General features: G+C 66.0%; 23 protein-coding genes. 8 read left to right on the forward strand and 15 right to left on the reverse strand.

The window, feature by feature from the left end; all coding sequences use genetic code 11:
- The first annotated feature begins 227 nt into the window (after window positions 1–227).
- On the forward strand, window positions 228–1058 hold the full coding sequence (locus A5636_RS10825) for an SDR family NAD(P)-dependent oxidoreductase (protein ID WP_065158635.1): 831 nt from the start codon (window positions 228–230) through the stop codon (window positions 1056–1058).
- Window positions 1059–1061: 3 nt separating this feature from the next.
- On the opposite strand, the gene A5636_RS10830 is transcribed toward A5636_RS10825, so the two are convergent.
- The 3 genes from A5636_RS10830 to A5636_RS10840 form a co-directional block, all read right to left on the reverse strand.
- Window positions 1062–1910 carry a glycine betaine ABC transporter substrate-binding protein gene (locus A5636_RS10830; protein WP_065158636.1) on the reverse strand — a complete coding sequence of 283 codons (849 nt, stop codon included), beginning with the start codon at window positions 1908–1910 and terminating at the stop codon, window positions 1062–1064.
- Complete coding sequence (locus A5636_RS10835; protein ID WP_065158637.1) at window positions 1907–3103, reverse strand: NAD(P)-dependent malic enzyme; 1197 nt, start codon at window positions 3101–3103, stop codon at window positions 1907–1909. The genes A5636_RS10830 and A5636_RS10835 overlap by 4 nt, the downstream gene beginning before the upstream one ends.
- Window positions 3104–3166: 63 nt before the next feature.
- Complete coding sequence (locus tag A5636_RS10840; RefSeq protein ID WP_065158638.1) at window positions 3167–4156, reverse strand: malate dehydrogenase; 990 nt, start codon at window positions 4154–4156, stop codon at window positions 3167–3169.
- A 188-nt stretch (window positions 4157–4344) separates the two neighbouring features.
- On the opposite strand from A5636_RS10840, the gene corA reads away from it, so the two are divergent.
- Window positions 4345–5445, forward strand: coding sequence for a magnesium/cobalt transporter CorA (gene corA / locus A5636_RS10845; RefSeq protein WP_065158688.1), 1101 nt, complete (start codon window positions 4345–4347; stop codon window positions 5443–5445).
- 100 nt (window positions 5446–5545) lie between these two features.
- Here the strand turns inward: corA and A5636_RS10850 are convergent, their stop codons facing one another.
- The 6 genes from A5636_RS10850 to A5636_RS10875 are packed head-to-tail and all read right to left on the reverse strand — an operon-like array spanning window position 5546 to window position 10936.
- A complete protein-coding gene (locus A5636_RS10850; protein WP_437339820.1) occupies window positions 5546–6130 on the reverse strand; it encodes a suppressor of fused domain protein in 585 nt (194 codons plus the stop codon).
- A complete protein-coding gene (locus A5636_RS10855; RefSeq protein ID WP_065158640.1) occupies window positions 6130–7302 on the reverse strand; it encodes an ABC transporter ATP-binding protein in 1173 nt (390 codons plus the stop codon). The genes A5636_RS10850 and A5636_RS10855 overlap by 1 nt, the downstream gene beginning before the upstream one ends.
- A gap of 4 nt (window positions 7303–7306) precedes the next feature.
- Window positions 7307–8131, reverse strand: coding sequence for a carbohydrate ABC transporter permease (locus tag A5636_RS10860; RefSeq protein WP_155763754.1), 825 nt, complete (start codon window positions 8129–8131; stop codon window positions 7307–7309).
- A gap of 4 nt (window positions 8132–8135) precedes the next feature.
- Window positions 8136–9014 carry a carbohydrate ABC transporter permease gene (locus A5636_RS10865; protein ID WP_065158642.1) on the reverse strand — a complete coding sequence of 293 codons (879 nt, stop codon included), beginning with the start codon at window positions 9012–9014 and terminating at the stop codon, window positions 8136–8138.
- On the reverse strand, window positions 9011–10384 hold the full coding sequence (locus tag A5636_RS10870) for an extracellular solute-binding protein (protein ID WP_155763753.1): 1374 nt from the start codon (window positions 10382–10384) through the stop codon (window positions 9011–9013). Before A5636_RS10870 ends, A5636_RS10865 begins: the two co-directional genes overlap by 4 nt.
- A gap of 36 nt (window positions 10385–10420) precedes the next feature.
- Entirely contained in the window at window positions 10421–10936 is a 516-nt protein-coding gene (locus tag A5636_RS10875) for a general stress protein (RefSeq protein WP_065158644.1), read from the reverse strand.
- A gap of 118 nt (window positions 10937–11054) precedes the next feature.
- On the opposite strand from A5636_RS10875, the gene A5636_RS25440 reads away from it, so the two are divergent.
- The 5 genes from A5636_RS25440 to A5636_RS10900 all read left to right on the forward strand — a co-directional run bounded on the left by A5636_RS25440 (window position 11055) and on the right by A5636_RS10900 (window position 16216).
- Window positions 11055–11546, forward strand: a complete 492-nt coding sequence (locus A5636_RS25440) for a DUF4190 domain-containing protein (protein WP_081287722.1) — start codon at window positions 11055–11057, stop codon at window positions 11544–11546.
- Window positions 11547–11598: 52 nt separating this feature from the next.
- Entirely contained in the window at window positions 11599–12906 is a 1308-nt protein-coding gene (locus tag A5636_RS10885) for a magnesium transporter MgtE N-terminal domain-containing protein (protein WP_065158645.1), read from the forward strand.
- Window positions 12903–13442, forward strand: coding sequence for a DUF1003 domain-containing protein (locus A5636_RS10890; RefSeq protein WP_065158646.1), 540 nt, complete (start codon window positions 12903–12905; stop codon window positions 13440–13442). The genes A5636_RS10885 and A5636_RS10890 overlap by 4 nt, the downstream gene beginning before the upstream one ends.
- A gap of 113 nt (window positions 13443–13555) precedes the next feature.
- A complete protein-coding gene (locus A5636_RS10895) occupies window positions 13556–15016 on the forward strand; it encodes a lytic transglycosylase domain-containing protein (protein ID WP_065158647.1) in 1461 nt (486 codons plus the stop codon).
- Window positions 15017–15070: 54 nt separating this feature from the next.
- Window positions 15071–16216: an Mrp/NBP35 family ATP-binding protein gene (locus tag A5636_RS10900; protein WP_065158648.1), complete on the forward strand. Its 1146-nt coding sequence runs from the start codon at window positions 15071–15073 to the stop codon at window positions 16214–16216.
- Between the two features lie 150 nt (window positions 16217–16366).
- On the opposite strand, the gene tatB is transcribed toward A5636_RS10900, so the two are convergent.
- From tatB to sigE, 5 genes are all read right to left on the reverse strand, one after another.
- On the reverse strand, window positions 16367–16765 hold the full coding sequence (gene tatB / locus A5636_RS10905) for a Sec-independent protein translocase protein TatB (RefSeq protein ID WP_065158649.1): 399 nt from the start codon (window positions 16763–16765) through the stop codon (window positions 16367–16369).
- Entirely contained in the window at window positions 16765–17034 is a 270-nt protein-coding gene (locus A5636_RS27595) for a hypothetical protein (protein ID WP_065158650.1), read from the reverse strand. Before A5636_RS27595 ends, tatB begins: the two co-directional genes overlap by 1 nt.
- Window positions 17034–18593: a serine protease HtrA gene (htrA, locus tag A5636_RS10915; protein ID WP_081287723.1), complete on the reverse strand. Its 1560-nt coding sequence runs from the start codon at window positions 18591–18593 to the stop codon at window positions 17034–17036. The genes A5636_RS27595 and htrA overlap by 1 nt, the downstream gene beginning before the upstream one ends.
- Before the next feature lie 151 nt (window positions 18594–18744).
- Window positions 18745–19137, reverse strand: coding sequence for an anti-sigma E factor RseA (gene rseA / locus A5636_RS10920; RefSeq protein WP_065158691.1), 393 nt, complete (start codon window positions 19135–19137; stop codon window positions 18745–18747).
- Between the two features lie 154 nt (window positions 19138–19291).
- The gene (sigE, locus tag A5636_RS10925) at window positions 19292–20095 is read right to left on the reverse strand and encodes an RNA polymerase sigma factor SigE (protein WP_065158651.1); all 804 of its coding nucleotides are present in this window, start codon (window positions 20093–20095) and stop codon (window positions 19292–19294) included.
- A 203-nt stretch (window positions 20096–20298) separates the two neighbouring features.
- On the opposite strand from sigE, the gene A5636_RS10930 reads away from it, so the two are divergent.
- A complete protein-coding gene (locus A5636_RS10930; RefSeq protein ID WP_065158652.1) occupies window positions 20299–20985 on the forward strand; it encodes an O-methyltransferase in 687 nt (228 codons plus the stop codon).
- 16 nt (window positions 20986–21001) lie between these two features.
- Here the strand turns inward: A5636_RS10930 and A5636_RS10935 are convergent, their stop codons facing one another.
- Window positions 21002–23116 (reverse strand): PPE family protein, encoded by a 2115-nt coding sequence (locus A5636_RS10935; RefSeq protein WP_065158653.1) that lies wholly within the window; start codon window positions 23114–23116, stop codon window positions 21002–21004.
- Window positions 23117–23216 lie beyond the last annotated feature (100 nt).

Here is a 23216-nt window from a genome sequence, read left to right on the forward strand (position 1 = left end):
TGCGCCGGCCAGCGTGCGCCGCCTAGCGTGCGCCGGCCGCGTGAGCCCAGCTTCGTGTTCGGCGAGCGCGCGTGTCTGCACAGCGACACGCCGCGTCGGGTGGCATTTTGGGGACGCTCGTCCGGTGGACGTGTGCCTGGCTGTCACCCAACACGTCAGGCCCGCTGCTAAGGGGGACCGCCGGTACCGGCTAACCTCGACGAGAATCAACACGAGGGAGAGTGCTCATGGAGGGGTTCGCCGGCAAGGTAGCCGTCGTCACCGGTGCGGGTTCGGGCATTGGCCAGGCCCTCGCACTCGAGTTGGGAAAGTCCGGCGCCAGCCTGGCAATCTGCGACATCGACCTCGAAGGTCTGGCTCAAACCGAGGAGAAGCTGAAGGCGATCGGGGCACCGGTCAAGGCGGACCGCCTCGACGTCACCGAACGCGAAGCGTTCCTGCTGTACGCCGACGAGGTCGCCGAGCACTTCGGCAAGGTCAACCAGATCTACAACAACGCCGGCATCGGCCACACCGGCGACGTCGAAGTCGAGCAGTTCAAGGACATCGAGCGGGTGATGGACGTCGACTTCTGGGGTGTGGTCAACGGCACCAAAGCGTTTCTCCCCCACCTGATCGCCTCCGGCGACGGCCACGTCATCAACATCTCCAGCATTTTCGGATTGTTCTCCGTCCCAGGCTATTCCGCGTACAACTCAGCCAAATTCGCCGTCCGCGGCTACACCGAGGCGCTACGCCAGGAGATGCGGCTGCACGGCCACCCCGTGGGTGTGACGACGGTGCATCCGGGCGGCATCAAGACCGCCATCGCCCGCAACGCCACGGTGGCCGAAGGGCTCGACCGCGACGAGTTGGCCCAGCTTTTCGACAAGCGGCTGGCCAACACCAGCCCGAAGCGGGCCGCCAAGATCATCCTGCAAGCGGTGCGTAAGAACAACGCCAGGGTGCTGGTGGGCCCGGACGCCAAGGCATTGGACCTGCTGGTCCGAATCACCGGATCGGGCTATCAGCGGGTCACCGAGCTGTTCATGAGCCGGCTGGTACGCAAGGACCACTGACCTTCAGCGCCCGAGCGGATGCTCGGCCAACCACCCATCGGCCACCACTTGAGGGTCGGTACCGGCCTGCACTCTCCGGCGCATGTTCGCCAGGCCGGCGGTGTCGAGCACGCCGGCCACCTCGTTGATCGCCAGTAGCTGGCGGGTGCTCAGTGCGTTGCGCCGATACAGCGGCACCACGTTCTCGGCTTGGATCAACGAGTCTTTGCTGCTGTCGGCCAGGGCGATGAGGTCGGCCGGAATGCCAGGGTCGGCGGTGGTGGCCCACGCCGCCGTCAGCTCGCCGGACCGAAGCGCCGCGAATAGCTTTGCGTCGTCCGGGAATTCGCGCGGCGCGGGCATCCGGCAGGACCCCACTGCCGCCGGGGCATGCCACCCACTGACGATTCCTGCGATCAACCCCGCACAGTGACCGGGCAGCAGGTTCAGATCGCTGCCGCCCCACGCGCCGGAGGTTGCCGGGGTCACCACCACGGTGGGTTTGTCCTCGGCCGCGGTGGCGTAGTCCCCCGCCGCCACACCCTCCGGCAACGCCGCGTTCATCGCTTGGTAGACCTGCTTGTCCCCCAGGGACGAGGCGCCGGGCTGCAGGCTGCGCAACGTTCTGCCGGTATAGGCGGGAACAACGGTGAACGCGCCTGAGTCGAGTTTGGCCATCGGGCTGTCGGCTGTGTCGGCTCTCGCGGGAAACCCGTAGGAGCGCAGGGCAGCGACGTAGACGGCGGCCAACAGTTTCGAGTCGGCGTCCGCGGTTGAGCCGATCAGGAGTTCCGGGTGACGGTCGGCCGTGGAGCAACCGGCCAGCAGCAGCACCGCGGCAAAGGCCGCGGCGGCCAGCCTGCCGACGCTCACTCCCAGTCGGAGGGATCTGCGGCCAGTGCCACCGCTGTGGCGACGGCGTCCGCTACGCGCCGGTCCAGCGGGCTCGGCACGATCCGGTCGATCGCGAGGTTTTCGCTGGCCACCGAGTAGATCGCTTCGGCCGCGGCCACCATCATCTTTTCGGTGATCCGCCGCGCCCCGACGTCTAGCGCGCCACGGAAAATTCCTGGGAACGCCAGCACGTTGTTGATCTGATTCGGGAAGTCGCTGCGCCCAGTGGCCACCACTGCGGCGTGCTTGGAGGCCACATCGGGATGGATTTCCGGGTCGGGGTTGGACAGCGCGAACACGATCGAATTCGACGCCATGGTGGCGATCAGCTCTTCGGGGACCAGGCCGCCGGAGACGCCGAGGAACACGTCGGCTCCGTCGAGCGCTTCGACCAGCCCACCGGTTCGGCCGTCGGGATTGGTGCGTCCCGCCAGGTCGAGTTTGACGTTGTTCATGTCGTCGCGACCGCTGTGCACGATGCCACGCGAATCCAGCACCGTGATGTCTGAAACACCCATGGCCAGCAAGAGATTCGTGCACGCAACGCCGGCCGCCCCGGCACCCGAGACCGCCACCCGCAGCGAGGACATGTCCCGGCCGAGCAACTTGGTGGCCCCCATCAGCGCGGCCAGCGCGACGACGGCGGTGCCGTGCTGGTCGTCGTGCATGACCGGGCAGTCCAGAGCTTCGATTGCGCGTCGCTCGATTTCGAAGCAGCGTGGCGCCGAGATGTCCTCGAGGTTGACCGCGCCGAACGTCGGACGCATCCGGACCAGAGTCTCGACGATCTCGTCGGGATCTTTGGTGTCCAACACGATCGGGATCGCGTTCAGCCCGCCATATTCCTTGAACAGCGCGCACTTGCCTTCCATCACCGGCAATGACGCCGCAGGGCCGATGTCGCCGAGGCCGAGCACGGCGCTGCCGTCGCTGACGACGGCGACCAGGCGATTGGCCCAGGTGTATCGGGCGGCCAAGGTGCGGTCCGTGGCGATCGCGCGACTGACCTGCGCCACGCCTGGGGTGTACGCGATCGACAGCGCACGTTGGGTGTCCAGCGGCGCCGTCAGCTCTACCGAGAGCTTTCCGCCTACGTGTGCCTCGAAGATCTCTTCGTCAGAGATGACGACTTGCTCGGTGTGCGTCTGTATCGATTCAAGCAATTCGGGCACCCGCCCCAGGGTACTGACTACCGATTAGTACGCCTAATCTGCCGTCCACCCGTAGCGCTGACGCTAGATCAGCTTCAGTTCGGTGACGGCATTGCGCTCGTCGGCCAATTCCGCGGTGGACTTGTCGATCCGGCCGCGGGAGAACTCGTCGATCTCGAGTCCCTGGACGATCGACCAGTTGCCGTCCTTGGTGGTCACCGGGAACGACGAGACGATCCCTTCGGGCACGTCGTAAGACCCGTCGGAGAAGACCGCCATCGACACCCAGTCCCCCTCAGGGCTGCCCAGCAGCCAGGAACGAGCGGCGTCGACGGTCGCCGAGGCGGCCGAGGCGGCCGAGGAGGCACCGCGGGCCTCGATGATGGCCGCGCCCCGCTTGGCGACGGTGGGGATGAAGTCGTTTTCGATCCATTCCTGGTCGTTGACGACCTCTACGGCGTTCTTCCCGCCGACCTCGGCGTGGAAGATGTCCGGGTACTGGGTGGCCGAGTGGTTGCCCCAGATGGTCACCTTTTTGATGTCGGTCACAGCGGCGCCGGTCTTCTTCGCCAGCTGTGAGATCGCCCGGTTGTGGTCGAGGCGGGTCAGCGCGGAGAACCGCTCTTTGGGGATGTCGGGGGCGTTGCTGAGCGCGATGAGCGCATTGGTGTTGGCCGGATTGCCGGTCACACCGATGCGGACGTCGTCGGCTGCCACCTCGTTGAGGGCCTTGCCCTGAGCGGTGAAGATGGCCCCGTTGGCCTCCAACAGGTCGCCACGTTCCATGCCCTTGCTGCGCGGACGGGCGCCGACCAGCAGGGCGAGGTTCACGCCGTCAAAAATCTTGTTGGCGTCCGCGCCGATCTCGACATTGGACAGCAGCGGGAACGCGCAGTCGTCGAGTTCCATCACGACCCCTTCGAGCGCCTTGAGCGCGGGCTCGATCTCGAGCAGCCGCAGCTCGATCGGCCGGTCGGGCCCCAGCAGCGAACCACTGGCCAGGCGGAACAACAGGCTGTAGCCGATCTGGCCGGCGGCACCGGTGACGGCGACCTTGAGAGGACTTGCGCTCACGTCGTTCTGCTCCTTAAAGATCTTTTGGGTTTCCGGTCGAAACTAGCGCACCCGCGCTGCCGGAAAATCTCCGGTCCACCGCCCAACTGGGAATTAGCTGGTGGGCGACGCGCTTCGGCCGCCGCCGCGCTTCGGTACGCGTAGCATGGAGCACCGCCGCCACACCTGCGCTGCGATCGGAGGTGGATGTGTTCCCTGGGTTCGACGCACTGCCGGAGGCACTGAGACCGGTCGCGAAAGCTCGTCAGCAGCCTGCGCACCCTATTCCCAACCCGCCGCCCCAGACCCTGGTCGACTGTGGTGTTTACGTCGACGGGCAGCGGTTGCCCGGTAAGTACACGCTGACCGAGGCGCTGGCCAGGAAACAAGAGGCCGGACAGCCCGGGCAGGAGGCCTTCGTCTGGGTCGGTCTGCACGAGCCTGACGAAGCCCAAATGCAGGATGTGGCCGACGTCTTCGGCCTGCACCCGCTGGCGGTCGAGGACGCGGTGCACGCCCATCAGCGACCCAAGTTGGAGCGATACGACGACTCTCTCTTCCTGGTGCTCAAGACGGTCAACTACGTCCCGCACGAGTCGGTTGCGCGGGCTCGCGAGATCGTCGAAACCGGCGAAATCATGATCTTCGTCGGCCAGGACTTCGTGGTCACCGTGCGCCACGGTGAACACGGCGGCCTGCACGAGGTTCGGCGGCGGATGGATTGCGACCCCGGCCACATGCGGTTGGGCCCATACGCAGTGATGCACGCGATCGCCGACTCCGTGGTGGACCACTACCTGGATGTGACTGCCCTCATGGAGGACGACATCGATGCGATCGAGGTGGTGGCGTTCGCGCCGGGCCGCAACATCGATGTCGAACCGATCTACCTGTTGAAGCGGGAGGTCGTGGAGTTGCGCCGCTGCGTGGCCCCGCTGTCTGGCGCATTTCAACGCATGCAGATCGACAACAAAGACCTGATCTCCAAGGAAGTGCGGCGCTATCTGCGCGACGTCGCCGACCACCAGACCTTGGCCGCGGAGCAGATCACCAGTTACGACGAGATGCTGAACTCGCTTGTTCAAGCCGCGCTGGCCCGGGCCGGCATGCAGCAGAACATGGACATGCGCAAGATCTCGGCATGGGCCGGCATCATCGCGGTGCCCACCATGGTCGCCGGCATCTACGGAATGAACTTCCATTTCATGCCGGAGCTGGATTCGCGATGGGGTTACCCCTCGGTGGTCACCGTGATGGTGGTGATCTGTGTGTTGCTGTACTTCAGTTTCCGCAGGCGCGGGTGGCTCTAGGTGCTCTAAGTCCATCCCGCACCTCAGCTCGAGTGTGAAGTCTGCGACGCATTATCGGCGTTTCGCGTCGCAAGGTTCACACTCGGCGCGCCCGGGGTGGTCAACTCGGTTGTACGGCAGGGCGTTTGGGGTCTAGTACATCGACGCCGTCGGTGTGCCAGGCCTGCCGCATCGCTTCGGCGCCCTTCAGGCGCACCCAGGCCGCTTCGGTCGCCGTGATCGGGGTGGCGCTCAAGAACTGCACCGGGTCGCGAGGCGGGTCGAGCGGCAGATCGGCGATGTCGCTGGGGCCCAGCAGGACGGCAGTGAACGGCACCCGGCCCGACGGACTCGCCCACAGCGGCGAGCCGAGGTCGATCAGCGCATCGGGGACCAGCACAACGCCGTCCACGGCGGGTGTCGCGGCCAATATCGCCAGGGTGCGTGCCAGTCCGGCCGCCGGCTCCGGGTTGCGCAGGGACAAAACGATTTCGGCTCGCGGGCCTCGATGCTGATCCGCCACCATTTGGGTGGGGTCCGTCATCGGGTAGCGCGAACAACCCAGCGAGACGTAGTGCATCACACCGTCGGCCCGGAAGCGCAGTACCTCGATGGGTTCGGCACCCAGAAATGTCACGCTCGCCGACCCGGGCTCGGTGGCGAAGTGGTCGCGCAGATGAGCGCGCACCGCATCCAGAATTTTCATCACTTCGCCGGTGACACCGTGAGGTTCACACCGGAGTCGGCATCGAAGACGGCTAGCTTGCCGGTATCGAACGCCAACTCGGCGGATTGCCCGATAGCCACTTTCGACTCTGCGGGAACCCTTGCTACGAACTGGTTTTCATTCACCTCGGACTCCGCGGCCACCTCGTCCAGCGGGGCCGAGTGCACCTCGGGCCCGCCGGTGCTGAAGTACACGTACTTGTCCGAGCCCAGCGATTCGACCAGGTCGACACTAGCCTGGAAAACCAGCGAACTGATGCGCTGGTAGCCGTCGATCAGCGCCGCGTCGTGAATATGTTCGGGCCGCACTCCCAGGATCACGTTTTCCGGTTTGGGATGCTGACCGATCGCCTGCTGAAGCTCCGGTGCCAACGTGAGCTCCCCGAACGTCAGCTCCAGCCCAACCGACGTCAATGTCGCCGGGAAGAAATTCATCGCCGGCGACCCGATGAAGCCGGCCACGAACAAGTTGGCGGGTTGTTCGTAAAGCTCAGTGGGAGTACCGATCTGCTGCGCGATACCTGCGTGCATCACCACCACCCGGTCACCCAACGTCATAGCCTCGGTCTGATCGTGGGTGACATAGACGGTGGTCGTGCCCAGCCGCTTCTGCAGGCGGGCGATCTCGCCGCGCATCTGCACCCGTAGCTTGGCGTCCAGGTTGGACAGCGGCTCGTCCATCAAGAAGGCCTTCGGGTGGCGCACAATCGCCCGGCCCATCGCCACCCGCTGCCGCTGACCGCCCGACAGCTGAGCGGGCCGGCGGTCCAACAGCCCGGTCAGATCGAGGATTCGGGCGGTCTCCTCCACCTTCTGCGCGACGTCGGTTTTCGACATCTTGGCCAGCGTCAGCGGAAACGCAATATTCTGCCGTACCGTCATGTGCGGATACAGCGCATAAGACTGAAAAACCATCGCGATGTCACGGTCCTTGGGTGCCTTCTCGTTGACCCGTTGGCCGCCGATGCGCAGCTCGCCCGAAGAGATGTCTTCAAGTCCGGCAATCATATTGAGCGTCGTGGTCTTGCCACAGCCGGACGGGCCCACCAGGATCAGGAATTCGCCGTCGGCGATGGTGATGCTGAGGTCCCGCACCGCCGTATGGCCGTCGGGGTAACTCTTGTTGACATGGTCCAGCACAATCTCGGCCATCGCGCTATCCCTTCACAGCGCCAGAGGTCAACCCGGCGACAATCCGTCGTTGAAAGATCAGAACAAAGACAATGATCGGAACGGTGATTACCATCGCCCCAGCCGCGATCGAACCGGTGGGTTCTTCGAATTGCGAACTGCCGGTGAAGTTTGCGATCGCCACCGGAGCGGTGATAGCTGCTTTGGTGGCGGTCAGCGACAATGCCAGCAGCAGGTCGTTCCAGGCGAAGATGAACACCAGGATGGCCGCGGTCACCATCCCCGGGGCGGCCAGCGGCACAATCACCTTCCAAAACGCCTGCGCCGGCGTGGCGCCGTCCATCTTCGCCGCTTTCTCCAAATCCCATGGAATCTCCCGGAAAAAGGCCGAGAGCGTGTAGATGGCCAGCGGCAACGCGAACGTGATGTACGGCAGGATCAGTCCCCACCAGGTGTCGAAGAGTCCCACCGCGCGTTCGATATTGAACAGCGGGGTCACCAGCGAGATGGCCGGGAACATGGTGATCAGCAACGTCATGCCGACCAGCAGCCGCTTGCCCGGAAAACGCAGCCGCGCAATCGCATATGCCGCCATCGCACCCAGTGCCACCGCGATCGCCGTGGTGGTCAATCCGATCCCGATCGAATTGACCAGCGCGGAGCTGAAGAAGTCGCCGCGGAAGATGCCCCGGTAGTTGTCCAGCGTCATCGACGCCGGAATCAGCCTGCCGTCCTTGACAGTTGAGGTCGACTTGAGCGACAGGCTCAAGATCCACAGCACCGGCAACAGCGCATACAGCACCACCAGCGTGTCGACGACCACCCAGACAGCGGCGCGACGCCCCTCCATCAACTCACCTGCCATCGACGTCGCCCCCCGGCGCCGCGGCGCCGAACACCCTGATGAAAACGATCGCGATCAATCCCACGCAGAGAAAGATCAGCACACTGATCGCCGAGCCCAACCCCACGTTGAAACCCTTGAACAGGTTGTCATAGCCCAAGATCGACACCGAACCGGTGTTGTTGTCACCGGCGGTCAGCACGTAGATGTTGTCGAAGATGCGGAACGCGTCCAAGGTCCGAAAGAGCAGCGCAACGACGATCGCCGGCTTCATGATCGGCAGGATGATGCGGGTCAGCCTTCGCCACGGGTCCGCTCCGTCGACCTGCGCCGCCTGCAGCAGATCCTCGGGTACCAACGCCAGGCCGGCCAGCAGCAGCAGCGCCATGAACGGCGTCGTCTTCCACACTTCGGCGAGTACCACCACTCCAAGTGACGGAATCTGTTGCGTCAGTGGGGCGCTGCCGCCCGGCAACAGGTTGGCCAGATAGCCGGTACCCGGTGTCCAGGCGTAGTACCAGCTGTACGAGGCGGCCACCGTGACGATGCCGTACGGGATCAGTACCGCGGTGCGCACCAATCCTTTGCCGACCATCGTCCGGTGCATCACCAGCGCCAGCGCCAACCCGAGCACGAACTCGACCGACACGGAGACCACCGTGATCGCCAGTGTCACACCCAGCGCGGTCCACCAGTACTGGTCGGTCAGGACCGTCTGGTAGTTGCCGAGTCCGATGAACGCGGTGTCGTTGGGTGCGGCTAAGTTGTTGCGCTGCAAGCTCAGCCACACCGCATAACAGATCGGATAGGCCGTCACGGCAAGCATCAGGGTCACCGCCGGGGCCACCAGCAGATAAGCCAGGCGACGTTCGTCGTTGAGGTGTTTCACGGCAACAGCCCCTTGCCGTCGATGGCCTTCTGCACCTGCACGGTCAGCGCATCGGCGGTACGTTCCGGATCGATGGTGGTGATCGGGCTCAACACCGCCGCCAGCCGGATCGACACCGCCTGGTAGGCGGGCGTCACGGGCCGTACCGCGGCGTCGGTGAGCTGCTGCCTGATCGTGCCGTACATCGGGTATTTCGCCTGGAACTGCGGGTCCGAATACAGCGACGTCCGCACCGCGGGCAGTCCCCCTTCGATCGAGACGTACTTCTGGTTCGGCAGGCTGCGCAGGCATCGGACGGCATCGAAGGCCTCGGCACGGTGCCTGGTGGTGCTGGCGACTGCCAGATTCAAGCCGCCGATGGTCACTTTGGCGCGCTGTCCGGGCAGTACCCCGGGATAGCGGGCGAAGCTGAAAACTTTGCGGCTGGCCGCGTATGCGGTCCGGAATTGCTCGTCGTCTGGTGCGAACGCGCCGACGCCGTTGATGCTCCCGGCGAGCTCGGGCAGCCGGTCGAGAGGCAGGAACGGCACGCCGCCTTTGACCGCGTTCTCCAGCATGGAAGCCAAGACGTAAGGCCAGTTGACTTCCAGCGCGGCCTTGCCCTGTTCCACCGCCAGCCTTGCGCTGCCCTCGTCGCTGCGGGTGATGGACGGGTCAGCCCCGAGCGCAGTGGCAACAGATTTCAGTATCCGCAGCGCTGTCACGGTGGCGGCGCGATGTTCGGGCGTATCGGTCAGGGCGACGTGCTTTCCGTCCTCGGAGAGCACCTGACCCCCGGCACTGACCAACAGCGTGTTGAACCACACCACCAGGCCCTCGGCCTCATTGGCCTGCACGGCAATCCAGCTGGGCTGGCCCGCGGCGTGCAGGCGTGTTGCCTCGGCCACCATGGCCGTCCAGTCACGGGGCGGGAACTGCACCAGATCCGGCCGATACCAGAGCAATTGGGTGTTCGTGGTCACCGGCGCGACATACAGCCGGTGCTTCCAGGTGGCTGTCTTGAGCGGACCCGGCAGGATGTCGGCACTGGCGTCGGTCTCGGCCCGCCCGGACGGGTCGTCGGACAGCGGCAGCGCCCAACCCGCCTCGGCGAATTCGGCGGTCCAGACCACGTCAATGCCCATCACGTCCAGGGTGTGATCATGCCCGGCCAGTCTGCGGGCCAGCTGCAACCGCTGTTCGTCGGGCGATCTGGCCAGACTGACGTGTTGGATGCGATAGCGGCCGTCGACCTGCGCACTGCAGCGCTGCGCAAGGGCGGTGAATGTCGCTGCGTCCGTCGCCGGGGTGTAGAGACTGATCACCACCCCGTGGGCGTCCGAACCGCAGGCCGGCACCGTCGCGGCGGTCAGCGCCGCCAGCATCGCCATCCCCCACCGCCGCACCTGTCGGCGCGAGATCACCGGTCAGATCGCCAGACGTGCCAGCAGGTCCCGTGCCTTCTCAGCGTTTTGCGGGTCGCAGAGAACGTCGTAGCGGCCGGCCACCAGTTGCATGGTCGAACTGAAGTCCCGGGTGCCGCGCGCCATGGCGTATGGAACGGCCGACGTGATGAGCCCGAAGAAGACTCCCGCCACCAAACCCGTGATCAACGCCCCCCACGGATTGGGGCTGAAGAATCCGAGCACCAGCCCGATGAACAGACCGAGCCATGCGCCGCTGAGTACCCCGCCGCCGAGCACCTTGCCCCAGCTCAAACGGCCCGTGACGCGTTCCACCTGCATCAGGTCGACACCCACGATGGTCACCTGCTGAACCGGGAATTCCTGGTCGGAGAGATAGTCGACGGCGCGTTGCGCTTCGGCATAGGTGGGATACGACCCGACGGGCCACCCTTTGGGCGGTGTGGGCAGCGCGGGCACGTTGCGCCGGCTTGCAGCCCCACCCGCTGGTGGTTGTCCGGATTGGAATGGGCTAGTCATCGGTCCTCATCTTTCTCCTGCCTCGGCCATCGTTTCATCTCGGCATCCGAAATGCACTCTCTGTGCATCCGATTTGACCTGGCCGGAGGCAACTGCCCGTAGGCTACGGTTGGTTACCATGACAGCTCCCGGCGGATTTCCCGGGGATGATCAGCGCCCCACCGAGCAGCCGATTTCCAATGCGCCGTGGGTCCCGCCGAGCACGCCGCCTCCCGTGGATTACCCCGATACCGCCGCCTATCCACCGCCTGGATACCCGACGTACGGCCCCGGCGGCCTGGCCGGCAACCCGCCCTACCCACCGCCCATGCCGCCCCAGTACGGCGGTTACCCCGGTGGCTATTACCCGGGATGGGGCCACGCCCCAGGCGGGTATGGCGCCCCTCGGACCGGGATGAACACCATGGCGATCGTTTCGCTGATCGCCGGCGTCCTCGGCATTTTCTGCTGCGTCGGTTCGATCGTCGGGATCGTCTGCGGCACGGTCGGGCTCAACCAGATCAAACAAACGCGTGAAGATGGCCACGGCCTCGCGGTGAGCGGGATCGTGATCAGCGTGGCGACGCTGTTGTTCTACTTCGTCGTTCTGGCGCTGGGCGCGCGCGGCTGACCCGCACCGCCCGAACCTGCCGAGTCACCCGGCGCTGAATACGCTCTTGCCTATGGGTTCGGTCAACAGGGTGTACGTGGCACGGCTGCCACGGATGATGGTGCTGGGTCCGCTCGGTGAATCTTTCGGCCGCGTGCGCGATGTGGTGATCGGCATCAGCATCGTCCGCCAGCAGCCCCGCGTGCTGGGTCTCGTGGTGGACCTGGCCACGCGCCGCAGCATCTTCATCCCGATTCTGCGCGTCGCCGCGATCGAGCCGAACGCGGTGACACTGCGCACCGGCAACGTGTCGCTACGCCACTTCGAGCAACGGCCCGGCGAGGTACTGGCCATGGGGCAGGTGCTCGACACCCAGGTCAAGGTCAACGACCCCGACCTGCCGGAGTTGGCCGGTATCGATGTCATCGTCACGGACCTGGGCATGGAGCAGACCCGAACCCGGGACTGGGTGGTCACCCGGGTGGCCGTGCGCACTCAGCGACGACTCGGACGGCGCGGGCCGGTCCACGTGGTGGACTGGCAGAACGTACAGGGGTTGACGCCGTCCGCTCTGGCAATGCCTGGCCAGGGCGTGGCACAGCTGCTCGACCAGTTCGAGGGGCGGCGCGCAGTGGACGTCGCCGACGCGATCCGCGGACTGCCCACCAAACGCCGCTACGAGGTGTTCAAGGCGCTCGACGACGAACGGCTGGCGGACATCCTGCAGGAACTGCCCGAACTCGATCAGGCCGAGGTGCTGTCCCAACTGGGCACCGACCGCGCGGCCGACGTGCTCGAGGAGATGGACCCCGACGACGCCGCCGACCTGTTGGGCGTGCTGAACCCGAGCGACGCCGAGGTGTTGCTGACCCGGATGGATCCCGACGACTCCGACCCGGTGCGACGGCTGCTGAAGCACTCCCCCGACACTGCGGGTGGTCTGATGACCTCCGACCCGGTGGTGCTCACCCCGGACACGTCGGTGGCCGAAGCACTGGCGCGGCTGCGCGACCCTGACCTGACCCCCGCATTGGCGTCAATGGTGTTTGTGGCGCGCCCGCCGACCGCCACCCCGACCGGGCACTACCTGGGCTGCGTACACCTGCAGCGGCTGCTGCGCGAACCGCCGGCCGAACTGGTCGGCGGACTCGTCGACAGCGACCTGCAGGCGGTCACACCGGAAACTCAGTTGGGTGCCGTGACACGATATTTCGCCGCCTACAACCTGGTGTGCGGGCCGGTGATCGACGACCAGAACCACCTGCTGGGCGCGGTGACTGTCGATGACCTGCTCGACCATCTGCTGCCGCATGACTGGCGGGTGGACGTGCCGCAACTCGATCCCGCCGGCCGGCCGCCCCGTTCCGGAGGAGCCCTGTGAGCAACACACCCCCGCCGCGGCGGCTGTACACCCCGCGGACGTCGCGCTGGTACACGCCGCGGCTGGACCCCGAGACCGTCGGACGGTTCACCGAGTCGATCGCGCGGTTCTTCGGGACCGGCCGCTACCTGCTGCTGCAGACGCTGGCGGTGGTGGCCTGGATCGCCGCCAACTTGTTCGCCGTCCGCTGGCGCTGGGACCCTTACCCATTCATCCTGCTCAATCTGGCGTTCTCCACTCAGGCGGCCTACGCGGCGCCGTTGATCCTGCTGGCCCAGAACCGGCAGGAGAACCGCGACCGGGTCGCGTTGGAGGAGGACCGCCGCCGCGCTGCGCAGACGAAGGCCGACACCGAATATCTGGCTCGCGAGCTCGCGGCCCTGCGGCTGTCCATCGGCGAGATGGCCACGCGCGACTATCTGCGCCACGAGCTGGAGAGCCTGCGCACCATGCTCGCGGACTTGCAGGCGGCGACTGCGGAATCGAGTCGGCGGGCGTCGGACGGTGCCGAACGCCGTGCTAAGAAATCCAGTTGAGAACGAAGTCGGCCATTGCGCAACTCCCGTTACGAGAGTTATGTATGGTGATCTAGTTCACGAACCTATTAAGAGATCAGTTTCCCAGCGGCTCAAATTCGAGGACGGTCTAGGTGCGAATAGGGGGACGCTGGGGTGCTAACCCGGTTGTCGCGAAGGTGCGGCAGCAGGCACTCGGCGTGACACTGAAGCCGGTCTTCGGCCTCGCGGTGATCTCCCCGTTGATTCTGGCCAGTGCGGTCGGCGCTGCGGCCCCCACCCTGCACGGCAAGAATCAGCCGGTGCGCACCGCGATCACTCCGGTGGCCGCCGTCGGCCCCGCCCCCCGGGTGGACCTGTCCCGCCCGACGGTCATCTCCGTCCAGCGAGTGCCGACCAGTTTCCATGTCGCGGCGGCCAGCAGTTCCGCTCCCCCACCACCGACCATTGTCAGTTCGCCCGGCACCCTCGGCATTCCGATCATGGCGCTGTCGGCCTACCGCAATGCCGAGCAAAAGATGAGCGCCGCGGTACCGGGATGCGGTGTCAGCTGGAACCTGCTCGCCGGGATCGGGCGCATCGAGTCGATGCACGCCAACGGCGGTGCCACCGACTCGCGCGGCACGGCGACCAACCCGATCTACGGTCCGGCCCTGGACGGAACGCTGCCCGGCAACGAGGTCATCGTCCAGAGCAATCAGGGCAATCGGGTGCAATACGCACGCGCCATGGGTCCCATGCAGTTCCTGCCCGGCACCTGGGCGCGTTATGCCGTCGACGGCGACGGCGACGGCGTGCCCGACCCGCAGAATCTGTTCGACGCGACGCTGGCCGCCGCCCGCTACCTGTGCAGCGGTGGTCTGAACCTGCGGGATCCGTCGCAGGTGATGGCCGCGATTCTGCGCTACAACAACTCGATGTCCTATGCCCAGAACGTGCTGGGCTGGGCGGCGGCGTACGCCACCGGCGTGGTCCCGGTCGACCTTCCGCCCATCACCGGGCCGCCACCGCCGATCGGCGATGCCCACCTCGAGCACCCAGAAGGTTTGGGTCCCAACCTGCCGCTGAACGTCAACGGCCTGGGCAGCTATGACCCAGCCGCGCAGCACATCCCGTTGATCGACTTCGGCCAGCCACAGCTCGTGTCGCAATTCCCGCAGTTGCCGCAGCAGCCGCCGATGTGGCCATGGCTGCCCCCCGCGCAGACGCAGCCCCAGCCGGCGGTCACGCCGGGTTGCACCCTGATCTGCATCAGTTCGCAATCCCCTGAATCGGCCCCCGCACCCGGTATGCCACCGGTCCCGAACGGCGGCATTGTCCTCGCGCCGGCAGCCCCGCCCGCCGCTCCGCCTTTCTCGGACCCGTTGGCGCCGCCGGCACCTTTTGCCCCGCCACCGGTAGCCCCGCCGGCACCTTTCGCCCCTCCGGCTCCGCCCGCTGCCCCGGCACCACCGGCGCCAGCGCCAGCGGCCCCGGCGCCACCAGCGAATGGGGCACCGAAACCCGCCACGGGCTCGCCGGCGCCGAAGCCCGCCGGCCCGGGGCAGCCCGGCGCGCCAGCGCCCGGCGAGCCGGTACTCGCGCCAGTCAGCTGATCGGCGTACCGGCCGGCGGCCGGCGTCGGACCGCGCCGCCTACACTCGGCGTTGATGTCTGATACTCACGATGATGACCTCACCCCGGCTATCCGCGCCGCGTTGACGAAGGTCATCGACCCCGAATTGCGCCGCCCCATCACCGACCTGGGGATGGTCAAAAGCATCGACGTCGGCACCGACGCCAGCGTGCACGTCGAGATCTACCTGACCACCGCTGCTTGTCCCAAGAAAACTGAGATCAGTGAGCGCGTCACCCAGGCGGTCGCCGATGTCCCCGGCACCGGGGCGGTGCGGGTCAGCCTGGACGTGATGAGCGACGAGCAACGCACCGAGTTGCGCAAGCAGTTGCGTGGGGACGCCGCCGAACCGGTCATCCCGTTCGCCCAGCCCAGCTCGCTGACCCGCGTCTATGCCGTCGCTTCGGGCAAAGGCGGTGTCGGCAAATCGACCGTCACGGTCAACCTGGCCGCGGCGATGGCCGCCCGCGGGTTGTCAGTCGGGGTGCTCGACGCCGACATCCACGGGCACTCCATTCCCCGGATGATGGGCACCGCCGATCGACCCACCCAGGTCGAGTCGATGATCCTGCCGCCTATCGCCCACGAGGTGAAGGTCATCTCGATCGCCCAATTCACCCGGGACAACACTCCGGTGGTGTGGCGCGGGCCCATGCTGCACCGCGCGTTGCAACAATTTCTGGCAGACGTGTACTGGGGCGACCTGGATGTGCTGCTACTGGACCTACCGCCCGGCACCGGGGACATCGCGATCTCGGTGGCTCAACTGATTCCCAACGCAGAGATCCTGGTGGTGACCACGCCGCAGGCGGCCGCCGCCGAGGTGGCCGAGCGGGCGGGCAGCATCGCGATCCAGACCCGTCAGCGCATCGTTGGTGTGGTGGAGAACATGTCGGGGCTGATGTTGCCGGACGGCACCACAATGCAGGTGTTCGGTGAGGGGGGTGGCCGGCAGGTCGCCGAGCGACTGTCCCGGGCTGTGGGCGCCGACGTCCCGCTGCTGGGTCAGATTCCGCTGGACCCGGCGCTGGTGGCCGCCGGCGATGCGGGCGTACCCGTGGTGCTCAGCACGCCCGACTCACCGGTGGGCAAGGAACTCGCCCGCATTGCCGACAGCCTGTCGACGCGGCGGCGTGGTTTGGCCGGCATGTCGCTGGGACTGGACCCCACCCGGCGCTAGCTTCTGGCATTCGCGAGCGGAACCTGGCATTCGTGAGCTTCTGGCATTCGCGAGCGGAACCTGGCATTCGCGAGCTTCTGGCTGCGAGCGGAACCTGGCTGCGATTTTCAGCCGCGGATTTAGCACTGTAGTTACGCTCGCGGACGCGACTCAGGTCGCGTCGGTGTCGAACGGGGTGCGCTCGGGCGGTGCTGCTTCGGGTGCAGGGTTTGACGGTCCCGGCGTCGGCGTCGCCGGGGTATTGCTGGTCGGCTTGTCGAAGTTGCCGGTGAAGATCGAGTCGTCGCCGTCCAATAGGTGTTTGGTGAGCGCCGCGCGCGGGGTCATGCCCCGCAACTTCTGCAGCTCGCCGAGTTGGCCCCGCAGATCGTCGAACTCGGGACCCATATCCTCGCGCAGCTGATTGGACACCCCACTGAGGTAGTCGCGCGCCTGCCGTAGGGCGCCGGCCGTCCAGCGAATGGCGCCGGGCAGGCGCTCGGGTCCGAGCACCACCAGCCCTACGACGACAAGCACGAGCATCTCGCCCCAGCCGATGTTGGCGAACATTAGGTCAGATGGTGATGACCCGCAGCGCCCGGCTGCGCCGGGCTTGCGATCATCAGGGTCGGATGGTGATGACCCCCAGCGCCCGGCTGCGCCGGGCTTGCGATCATCAGGGTCGGATGGTGATGACCCCCAGCGCCCGGCTTCGCCGCGCTTGCGATCATCAGGGTCGGACGGTGATGACCCGCAGCGCCCGGCTTCGCCGCGCTTGCGATCATCAGGGTCAGATGGTGATGACCCGCAGCGCCCGGCTTCGCCGCGCTTGCGATCATCACGAGGTGGTATCGGGGTCGGGTTTGACCGTCAACGTGACCGGGCGACCATCGCGGACCACCTCGATCGGGGCGTCCTGACCGATCGTCAACTGCCGCGTCGCCACCACCGCCTCGTCGGAGTCGGCGACCTTGCGCCCGCCGATCTTGACGATGACGTCATTCTCCAGGATCCCGCCGCGCTGAGCGGGGCCGCCCGCTTTGACGTTGGCCACCTGCGCACCGGAAGCGATCGCATTGCTCACCGAACGGGTGCTGATGCCCAGAGTCGGATGCAGGATCTTTCCGTCCTTGATCAGGGTCTGCGCCACCAGTTTCATCTCGTTGACCGGAATAGCGAATCCCAGCCCGCTGGCGCTGTCGGACAAGGACTTGCCGGCGGTGTTGATGCCGATCACCTGAGAGTCCATGCCGATCAGCGGGCCGCCGGAGTTGCCGTGGTTGATGGAAGCGTCGGTCTGCAAGGCGTCGATCACGGTGTCTGTGTCCGAACCTTCACCGGACAGCGGGACGGGTCGGTGTAGTGCGCTGATGATGCCGTGGGTGACCGTGCTGCGCAGGCCCAGCGGCGCGCCGGCCGCGAGTACCTCGTCGCCGACCCGCACCTTGTCGGAGTCACCCAGCCGCGCCACGCTCAGGTTGTTGACGTTGTCGACCTTGAGCACGGCCAGGTCGGTTTTTGGGTCGCGGCCAACGAGACTGGCGGGCACTTCCTTGCCGTCGTTGAACACCACGGTCGTCTTGAACTGGCTCGGGTTGTTGGCGGCTTCGGAGATCACGTGGTTGTTGGTGACGATGTAGCCGCGGCCGTCGATGACGACCCCCGAGCCCTGCATGCCTTCCTGGTCGCTCTTGGACTCGATGGTCACCACCGAGTCGGCGACGGCGGCCGCGACCCGGGTGAACCTGCCGGCCGGCTCTTCGGCGTTGCCGGCCGTGGACAGCGTCACTTTGGACGTGGTGAAGGCTTCAACGACCTCGGCGGTCTTGCGTCCGATCACCCCGCCGATCACGCCGATGACCAGTGCGATCAACAACAACACCGCCAAGGCGAGGTAAGACACCCTGCCGCCGAACAGCACGTCGCGCACACCGAGCTTGCCGCTGTGGCGAGACTCGCCGTGGCTGACTACCGGCGGTAACGCCGGGGTGCCCAGCGCGGCAGCCGCGCCGGGATCGCGCCATGGGTCATCGGGCTCATCGTGCTGGTCGCCGTTTTTCTCGGCCGCCAGCGCGCTGGCGTCGATCGGGTGACGCTGTAGCGTCTCGGTGCCACCCAACGGCCGGCCGAAGGCCTCCTCCAGCACCGGGTCAGCCGGCTTCTCGTGCGGCCGGAACTCAGACTGCTCCTGAAATTTCGGTGGCCGCACCCGCTCGGCCACGAAGGATCCGTGTTGGCCGGCCGGACGCCCGAAGGCTTGCCGCGAGGCGGGATCGACCGGCGGACGATAGATGGGACGCGGCGCCAACCGTTCGGTGTCCTGGCCGCTGTTATTGCCGCCGCTGTTATTGCCGCCGCTGTTATTGCCGCCGCTGTTATTGCCTTGGTCGGAGGTCACGGTTCCTCTTCTAGATCCTTTTCGAGCCCGATACCGGGCGATGTGCGCAGCCACACAGCGGCACGAGGTTGTTCGTTCACCCTAGTATCCACGGATCCAGCGCGGTCGACATGAACCCGCGCTGATGCCGCCGGGGGTAGCAAAACTCAAGCTAGCGGCGCTTCCGCTGATCCCGCGGGTCGCGCTCGATGAAGGCGTCCGACAGGGACGGCGGCTCCTCCTGCGGGTGGTGCGGAATCTCCGCCAGCAACCCGAGCAGCGAGCTGGGGATGCTGATGGGATGCGAGTCGCGCAAGGCGGCGCGCGCACGGCTGTGGTCCTCCACTTCGGCGGCGCACTGCGGGCACAGCGACAAGTGGTGCGCGGCACGTAAGTGGGCATTCATTCGCAGCTCGCCGTCCACGAAAGCGGCGATGGCCTCGATGGACAGGTGTTCGGTGGAGCCGAAGCGGCGCGGCGCACCTACCGGTGCATCACTTTGGGAGGCGAATTGAGCCGGGAGCCAGGAGAACGCGCGCCGAAACACATGTCCCCGGTCGGCCATCACCAGCTCCCTTCGCGCCTTCTCGACCCATGGATATTTCGAATGTAGCGCGGCAGCGTGCCTGATAACCATGTTCAGCCCTCAAAACCCCAGTATTTGGGACCAGTTGGCAACCCTGCGGAGGCCTTTCGATGACTTGGCCACCGCAAGTCGCTTAGCTGGCCACCCTCATGACGCGGTCCTCGGAGCGCAGGCCATGTTCGGGGTGGGCAGCCAGATAGTCCCGCAGGGCTTGACGTCCGCGGTGGATCCGGCTGCGGACGGTGCCGAGCTTGACGCCCAGAGTGGCGCCGATCTCCTCATAGGAGAGGCCTTCGATATCGCAGAGCACCACCGCGGCGCGAAACTCCGGCGGTAGGGAGTCCAATGCGGCCTGCAAGTCCGGACCGAGCCGGGAGTCGTGGTAGATCTGCTCGGGGTTCGGCTCGTCGGCCGGTACCCGGTCGTAGTCCTCGGGTAGGGCTTCCATGCGGATGCGCGCCCGGCGCCGGACCATGTCGAGGAAGAGGTTGGTGGTGATGCGGTGTAACCAGCCCTCGAACGTGCCCGGCTGGTAGTTCTGCACCGAACGGAAAACCCGGATGAACGTCTCCTGAGTCAGGTCCTCGGCGTCGTGCTGGTTCCCGGAAAGCCGGTAGGCCAGCCGGTAGACCCGGTCGGCGTGCTGGCGCACCAATTCATCCCAGGACGGCATGGCGGCCTTGTCCCCGGTCGCGTCGAAAACCGCTGTGCCGAGCAGCTTGTCAGCCGGCTCAGCCCAATCGTCGTCGCGGACCTGCTGGGGGTGTGACATGGTGGTCGGACTCAAGGTGGTGACGTTCACTTCCTCTTGGTTGTTCCTGACATTCAGGATCGGCATTTCTTCACTTGACGAAACCCGAAGCTGCCACTTCGTATTCCCGCCGTCGTTCGCGTCGTCGTTAGCGTCGTCGTGGCCCCAGAGTGCACCGCGTTCCATAGCACTCACCGTTCCGTACCCGAGTGTGGCCGAGGTAGGAGCAGTCTGAGCTTTAGCTGAGAAACCATACTGTTACCGACCTTTTCCAGCGGTTATGGGCGGTGTGGTGACGCTGGTCTCGCTGGCGCTGCCGGGCGTGTCGGGAAATGCTCCCCCGGGCGCGCCTGAACGACGACCAGACCCCTTCGGCATACTCTGCGGACATGGACGGCACCTCCACTTCCGGCCCCGAGACCGGCCACGAGAGCGGCTCGGCATCCCCGAGCCGGGCCGAATCATTGGTGGCGCACGCCGAAGAATCGATATCCGAGGACGCGATCCTGGTCAGCGCCCGCGAACGAGCGGTAGACAGTGGCGCCGCGGCCGTCACGCCGGCAGTCGGCGCCTTGCTGAGTCTGCTCGCCAAGCTCAGTGGCGGCAAGGCGGTCGCCGAGGTCGGCACCGGAGTGGGCGTGAGCGGGTTGTGGTTGCTGTCGGGGATGAGCCACGACGGCGTCTTGACCACCATCGACATCGAGCCCGAGTACGTCCGGCAAGCTAAGCAGGCGTTCGCCGAGGCGAACATCGGACCGTCGCGCACCAGGTTGATCAGCGGGCGGGCTCAGGAAGTTCTGACCCGGCTCGCCGACGACTCATATGACCTGGTGTTCATCGACGCCGACCCGATCGACCAGCCGGAGTACGTCGTGGAAGGCGTGCGACTGCTGCGATCCGGTGGGGTCATTGTCGTGCACCGGGCCGCGCTGGGCGGACGCGCCGGTGATCCCGCGGCGCGCGACGCCGACGTGGCCGCGGTCCGTGAGGCGGCCCGACTGATCGCCGAGGACGAGCGCCTCACCCCCGCGTTGATACCGCTGGGCGACGGGCTGCTGGCCGCGGTCCGCGATTGAGGCCGGGCCGCTCGGGTTATGCGCGGTTGAAGAAGCCGGACTGCCCGACGCCGGCGTTGAAACCGCCGGAGTCGGCGCCAGGGCCGGTGTTACCGACGCCCGAGCTGTGCTGGCCGGCGTTGAAAAGACCCGTGTTGTAGTAGCCCACATTTCCAAACCCGATGTCGTGGTCACCGGCGTTGAAGAAGCCCACCTGTAAGCCGCCTGCCCCGCGGTTGAAGAATCCGGTGTTGGTGCCGCCGTCGCTGGCGTTGAAGAAGCCAACATTGTCTTCACCCCCGCCGGCGTTGCCCCATCCCGAGCTGTAGCCGCCGCTGGCCGAATTGGACAGGCCGGAGTTGTAGTTGCCCACGTTGAAGAAGCCGGAGTTGCCCGTCCCGGAGTTGCCGAATCCCGAATTGCCGCTGTAGCTTCCGATCCCACCGAAGCCGGTGTTGACGTCACCGGCATTCCACAGACCGGTGTTCGTGTTGCCCGAATTGAACAATCCGGTGTTGGTGAAGCCGGTGTTGAAGAACCCGGTATTACCGGCCTCGCCGACATTACCGACGCCGAAGACGGGATCGGTGCCGTTGCCGCCGGCGTTGAACCCGCCGGTGTTGCCGATGCCGGTGTTGGACCAACCCACGTTGCCGAAGCCGGCGTTGAACGAACCCACGTTGTGATTGCCGGCATTGAAGAACCCGACGTTGTGGCCGAACAGCGCGGTGCCGCCGGAGTTGAACGCGCCCAGGTTGCCGTTGCCCGCGTTCGCCAGTCCCATGTTGGTGCTGCCGGCGTTGAACGACCCGGTGTTGAAGCTGCCCGCATTGAACACACCGGTGTTGGTGGAACCGCTGTTGCCGAAGCCGGTATCGGCCACGCCTGAATTCACCATTCCAACGTTGTGGCTGCCGGTGTTGCCCAGACCCCAGTTCGCAACGCCTGAATTGAACAGCCCGGTGTTGCCGGCGCCCGAGTTGAACAGCCCGATATTGCCGCTGCCCGAGTTGAATCCGCCGAATCCGATCTGATGGTCGCCGGTGAGCCCGATGCCGATGTTTCCGTTTCCGGTGTTGGCCAGGCCGAAATTGCCGTCGCCGGTGTTGGCCAGCCCGAAGTTGAAGCTGCCGTTATTGCCCAACCCGACGTTCCAGCCGACGTTGTTGACGTTGAAGCCCCCGATGCCGATCTGGTTGTTGCCGGTGAGCCCGATACCGATGTTGTTGTTGCCGACGTTGCCCAGCCCTAGGTTGCCGATGCCGACGTTGCCGATGCCGATGTTGGAACCACCGAGGTTGCTGAGCCCGACATTGAGCGACGACGGGATCCCGGCGATGGCGGTGGCCAGGTTTCCGTTGCCGAACCCGATATTGCCGGTGCCGACGTTGCCGGCACCGAAGTTGAACGTGCCGATGTTGCCCAGGCCGAAGTTGTAGGACGCCGCGCCTGGATACGGAGCACCGACGACTCCCAGGACTGCGTTGCCGTTGCCGGCGCCGACGTTGAATGAGCCGTAGTTGCCCAGGCCGAAGTTGTTGCCGCCACTGTTGCCGCTCCCGAGGTTGAAGCTGCCGGTGTTGCCGCTGCCGAGGTTGAAGCTGCCGATGTTCCCGATGCCCAGGTTCAACTCACCTAACACCTGCTGGAACGGCACCAACTGTTCGGCCGCCGCCACCGCGCCGCTGTAGTAGCCGGACATCGCCGTCACGTCCTGCGCCCACATTTGCTCGTACAGCGCCTCGGCAGCCGCGATCGCCGGCGCGTTGAAGCCGAACAGGTTCGACCGCACTAGCGCCATGAGTTGAGCTCGGTTGGCCGCCAATACTTCTGGATGCACGATCGCCGCTCGTGCCGCTTCGAACACCGCTGCCACTGTCTTGGCTTGGCCGGCCGCTAGCTCGGCGTGCGCCGCGGTCGCGCTCAGCCACAGCTTGTAGGGTGTCGCCGCCGCCGTCATGGCCGATGCGGCCGGGCCCTGCCACGACGCCGCGGTCAGCCCTGACGTCACTTCGCCGAAGGACGACGCCGCCGCACCCAACTCGGCCGCCAGCCCGTCCCAGGCGGCCGCGGCCGCCAGCATCGGTCCCGTTCCCGCGCCCGAGAAGATCTGTGCCGACGTGATCTCCGGCGGCAGCACGGCAAAGTTCATGACCCCCCCAAATGTTGTCGCACCGCTGTTCGGCACCGGAGAACGTATCGAAAAGCTCCGTGCCGCGGATGTTTTGCGCAACATTCATATGAACTTGAGT

Origin of the sequence: Mycobacterium asiaticum, assembly GCF_001673315.1 — a bacterium.
GTDB classification, from domain to species: domain Bacteria; phylum Actinomycetota; class Actinomycetes; order Mycobacteriales; family Mycobacteriaceae; genus Mycobacterium; species Mycobacterium asiaticum_B.

What these genes read in the sequence shown, in the direction of transcription:
- A5636_RS10825 (WP_065158635.1), top strand. Translation starts at nt 228, where the DNA reads ATGGAGGGGTTCGCCGGCAAGGTAGCCGTCGTCACCGGTGCGGGTTCG.
- A5636_RS10850 (WP_437339820.1), bottom strand. Translation starts at nt 6,130, where the DNA reads ATGAAAATTCTGGATGCGGTGCGCGCTCATCTGCGCGACCACTTCGCC.
- A5636_RS10855 (WP_065158640.1), bottom strand. Translation starts at nt 7,302, where the DNA reads ATGGCCGAGATTGTGCTGGACCATGTCAACAAGAGTTACCCCGACGGC.
- A5636_RS10860 (WP_155763754.1), bottom strand. Translation starts at nt 8,131, where the DNA reads ATGGAGGGGCGTCGCGCCGCTGTCTGGGTGGTCGTCGACACGCTGGTG.
- A5636_RS10870 (WP_155763753.1), bottom strand. Translation starts at nt 10,384, where the DNA reads ATGGCGATGCTGGCGGCGCTGACCGCCGCGACGGTGCCGGCCTGCGGT.
- A5636_RS10875 (WP_065158644.1), bottom strand. Translation starts at nt 10,936, where the DNA reads ATGACTAGCCCATTCCAATCCGGACAACCACCAGCGGGTGGGGCTGCA.
- A5636_RS25440 (WP_081287722.1), top strand. Translation starts at nt 11,055, where the DNA reads ATGACAGCTCCCGGCGGATTTCCCGGGGATGATCAGCGCCCCACCGAG.
- A5636_RS10885 (WP_065158645.1), top strand. Translation starts at nt 11,599, where the DNA reads ATGGGTTCGGTCAACAGGGTGTACGTGGCACGGCTGCCACGGATGATG.
- A5636_RS10900 (WP_065158648.1), top strand. Translation starts at nt 15,071, where the DNA reads ATGTCTGATACTCACGATGATGACCTCACCCCGGCTATCCGCGCCGCG.
- tatB (WP_065158649.1), bottom strand. Translation starts at nt 16,765, where the DNA reads ATGTTCGCCAACATCGGCTGGGGCGAGATGCTCGTGCTTGTCGTCGTA.
- A5636_RS27595 (WP_065158650.1), bottom strand. Translation starts at nt 17,034, where the DNA reads ATGATCGCAAGCGCGGCGAAGCCGGGCGCTGCGGGTCATCACCATCTG.
- rseA (WP_065158691.1), bottom strand. Translation starts at nt 19,137, where the DNA reads ATGGCCGACCGGGGACATGTGTTTCGGCGCGCGTTCTCCTGGCTCCCG.
- sigE (WP_065158651.1), bottom strand. Translation starts at nt 20,095, where the DNA reads ATGGAACGCGGTGCACTCTGGGGCCACGACGACGCTAACGACGACGCG.
- A5636_RS10930 (WP_065158652.1), top strand. Translation starts at nt 20,299, where the DNA reads ATGGACGGCACCTCCACTTCCGGCCCCGAGACCGGCCACGAGAGCGGC.
- A5636_RS10935 (WP_065158653.1), bottom strand. Translation starts at nt 23,116, where the DNA reads ATGAACTTTGCCGTGCTGCCGCCGGAGATCACGTCGGCACAGATCTTC.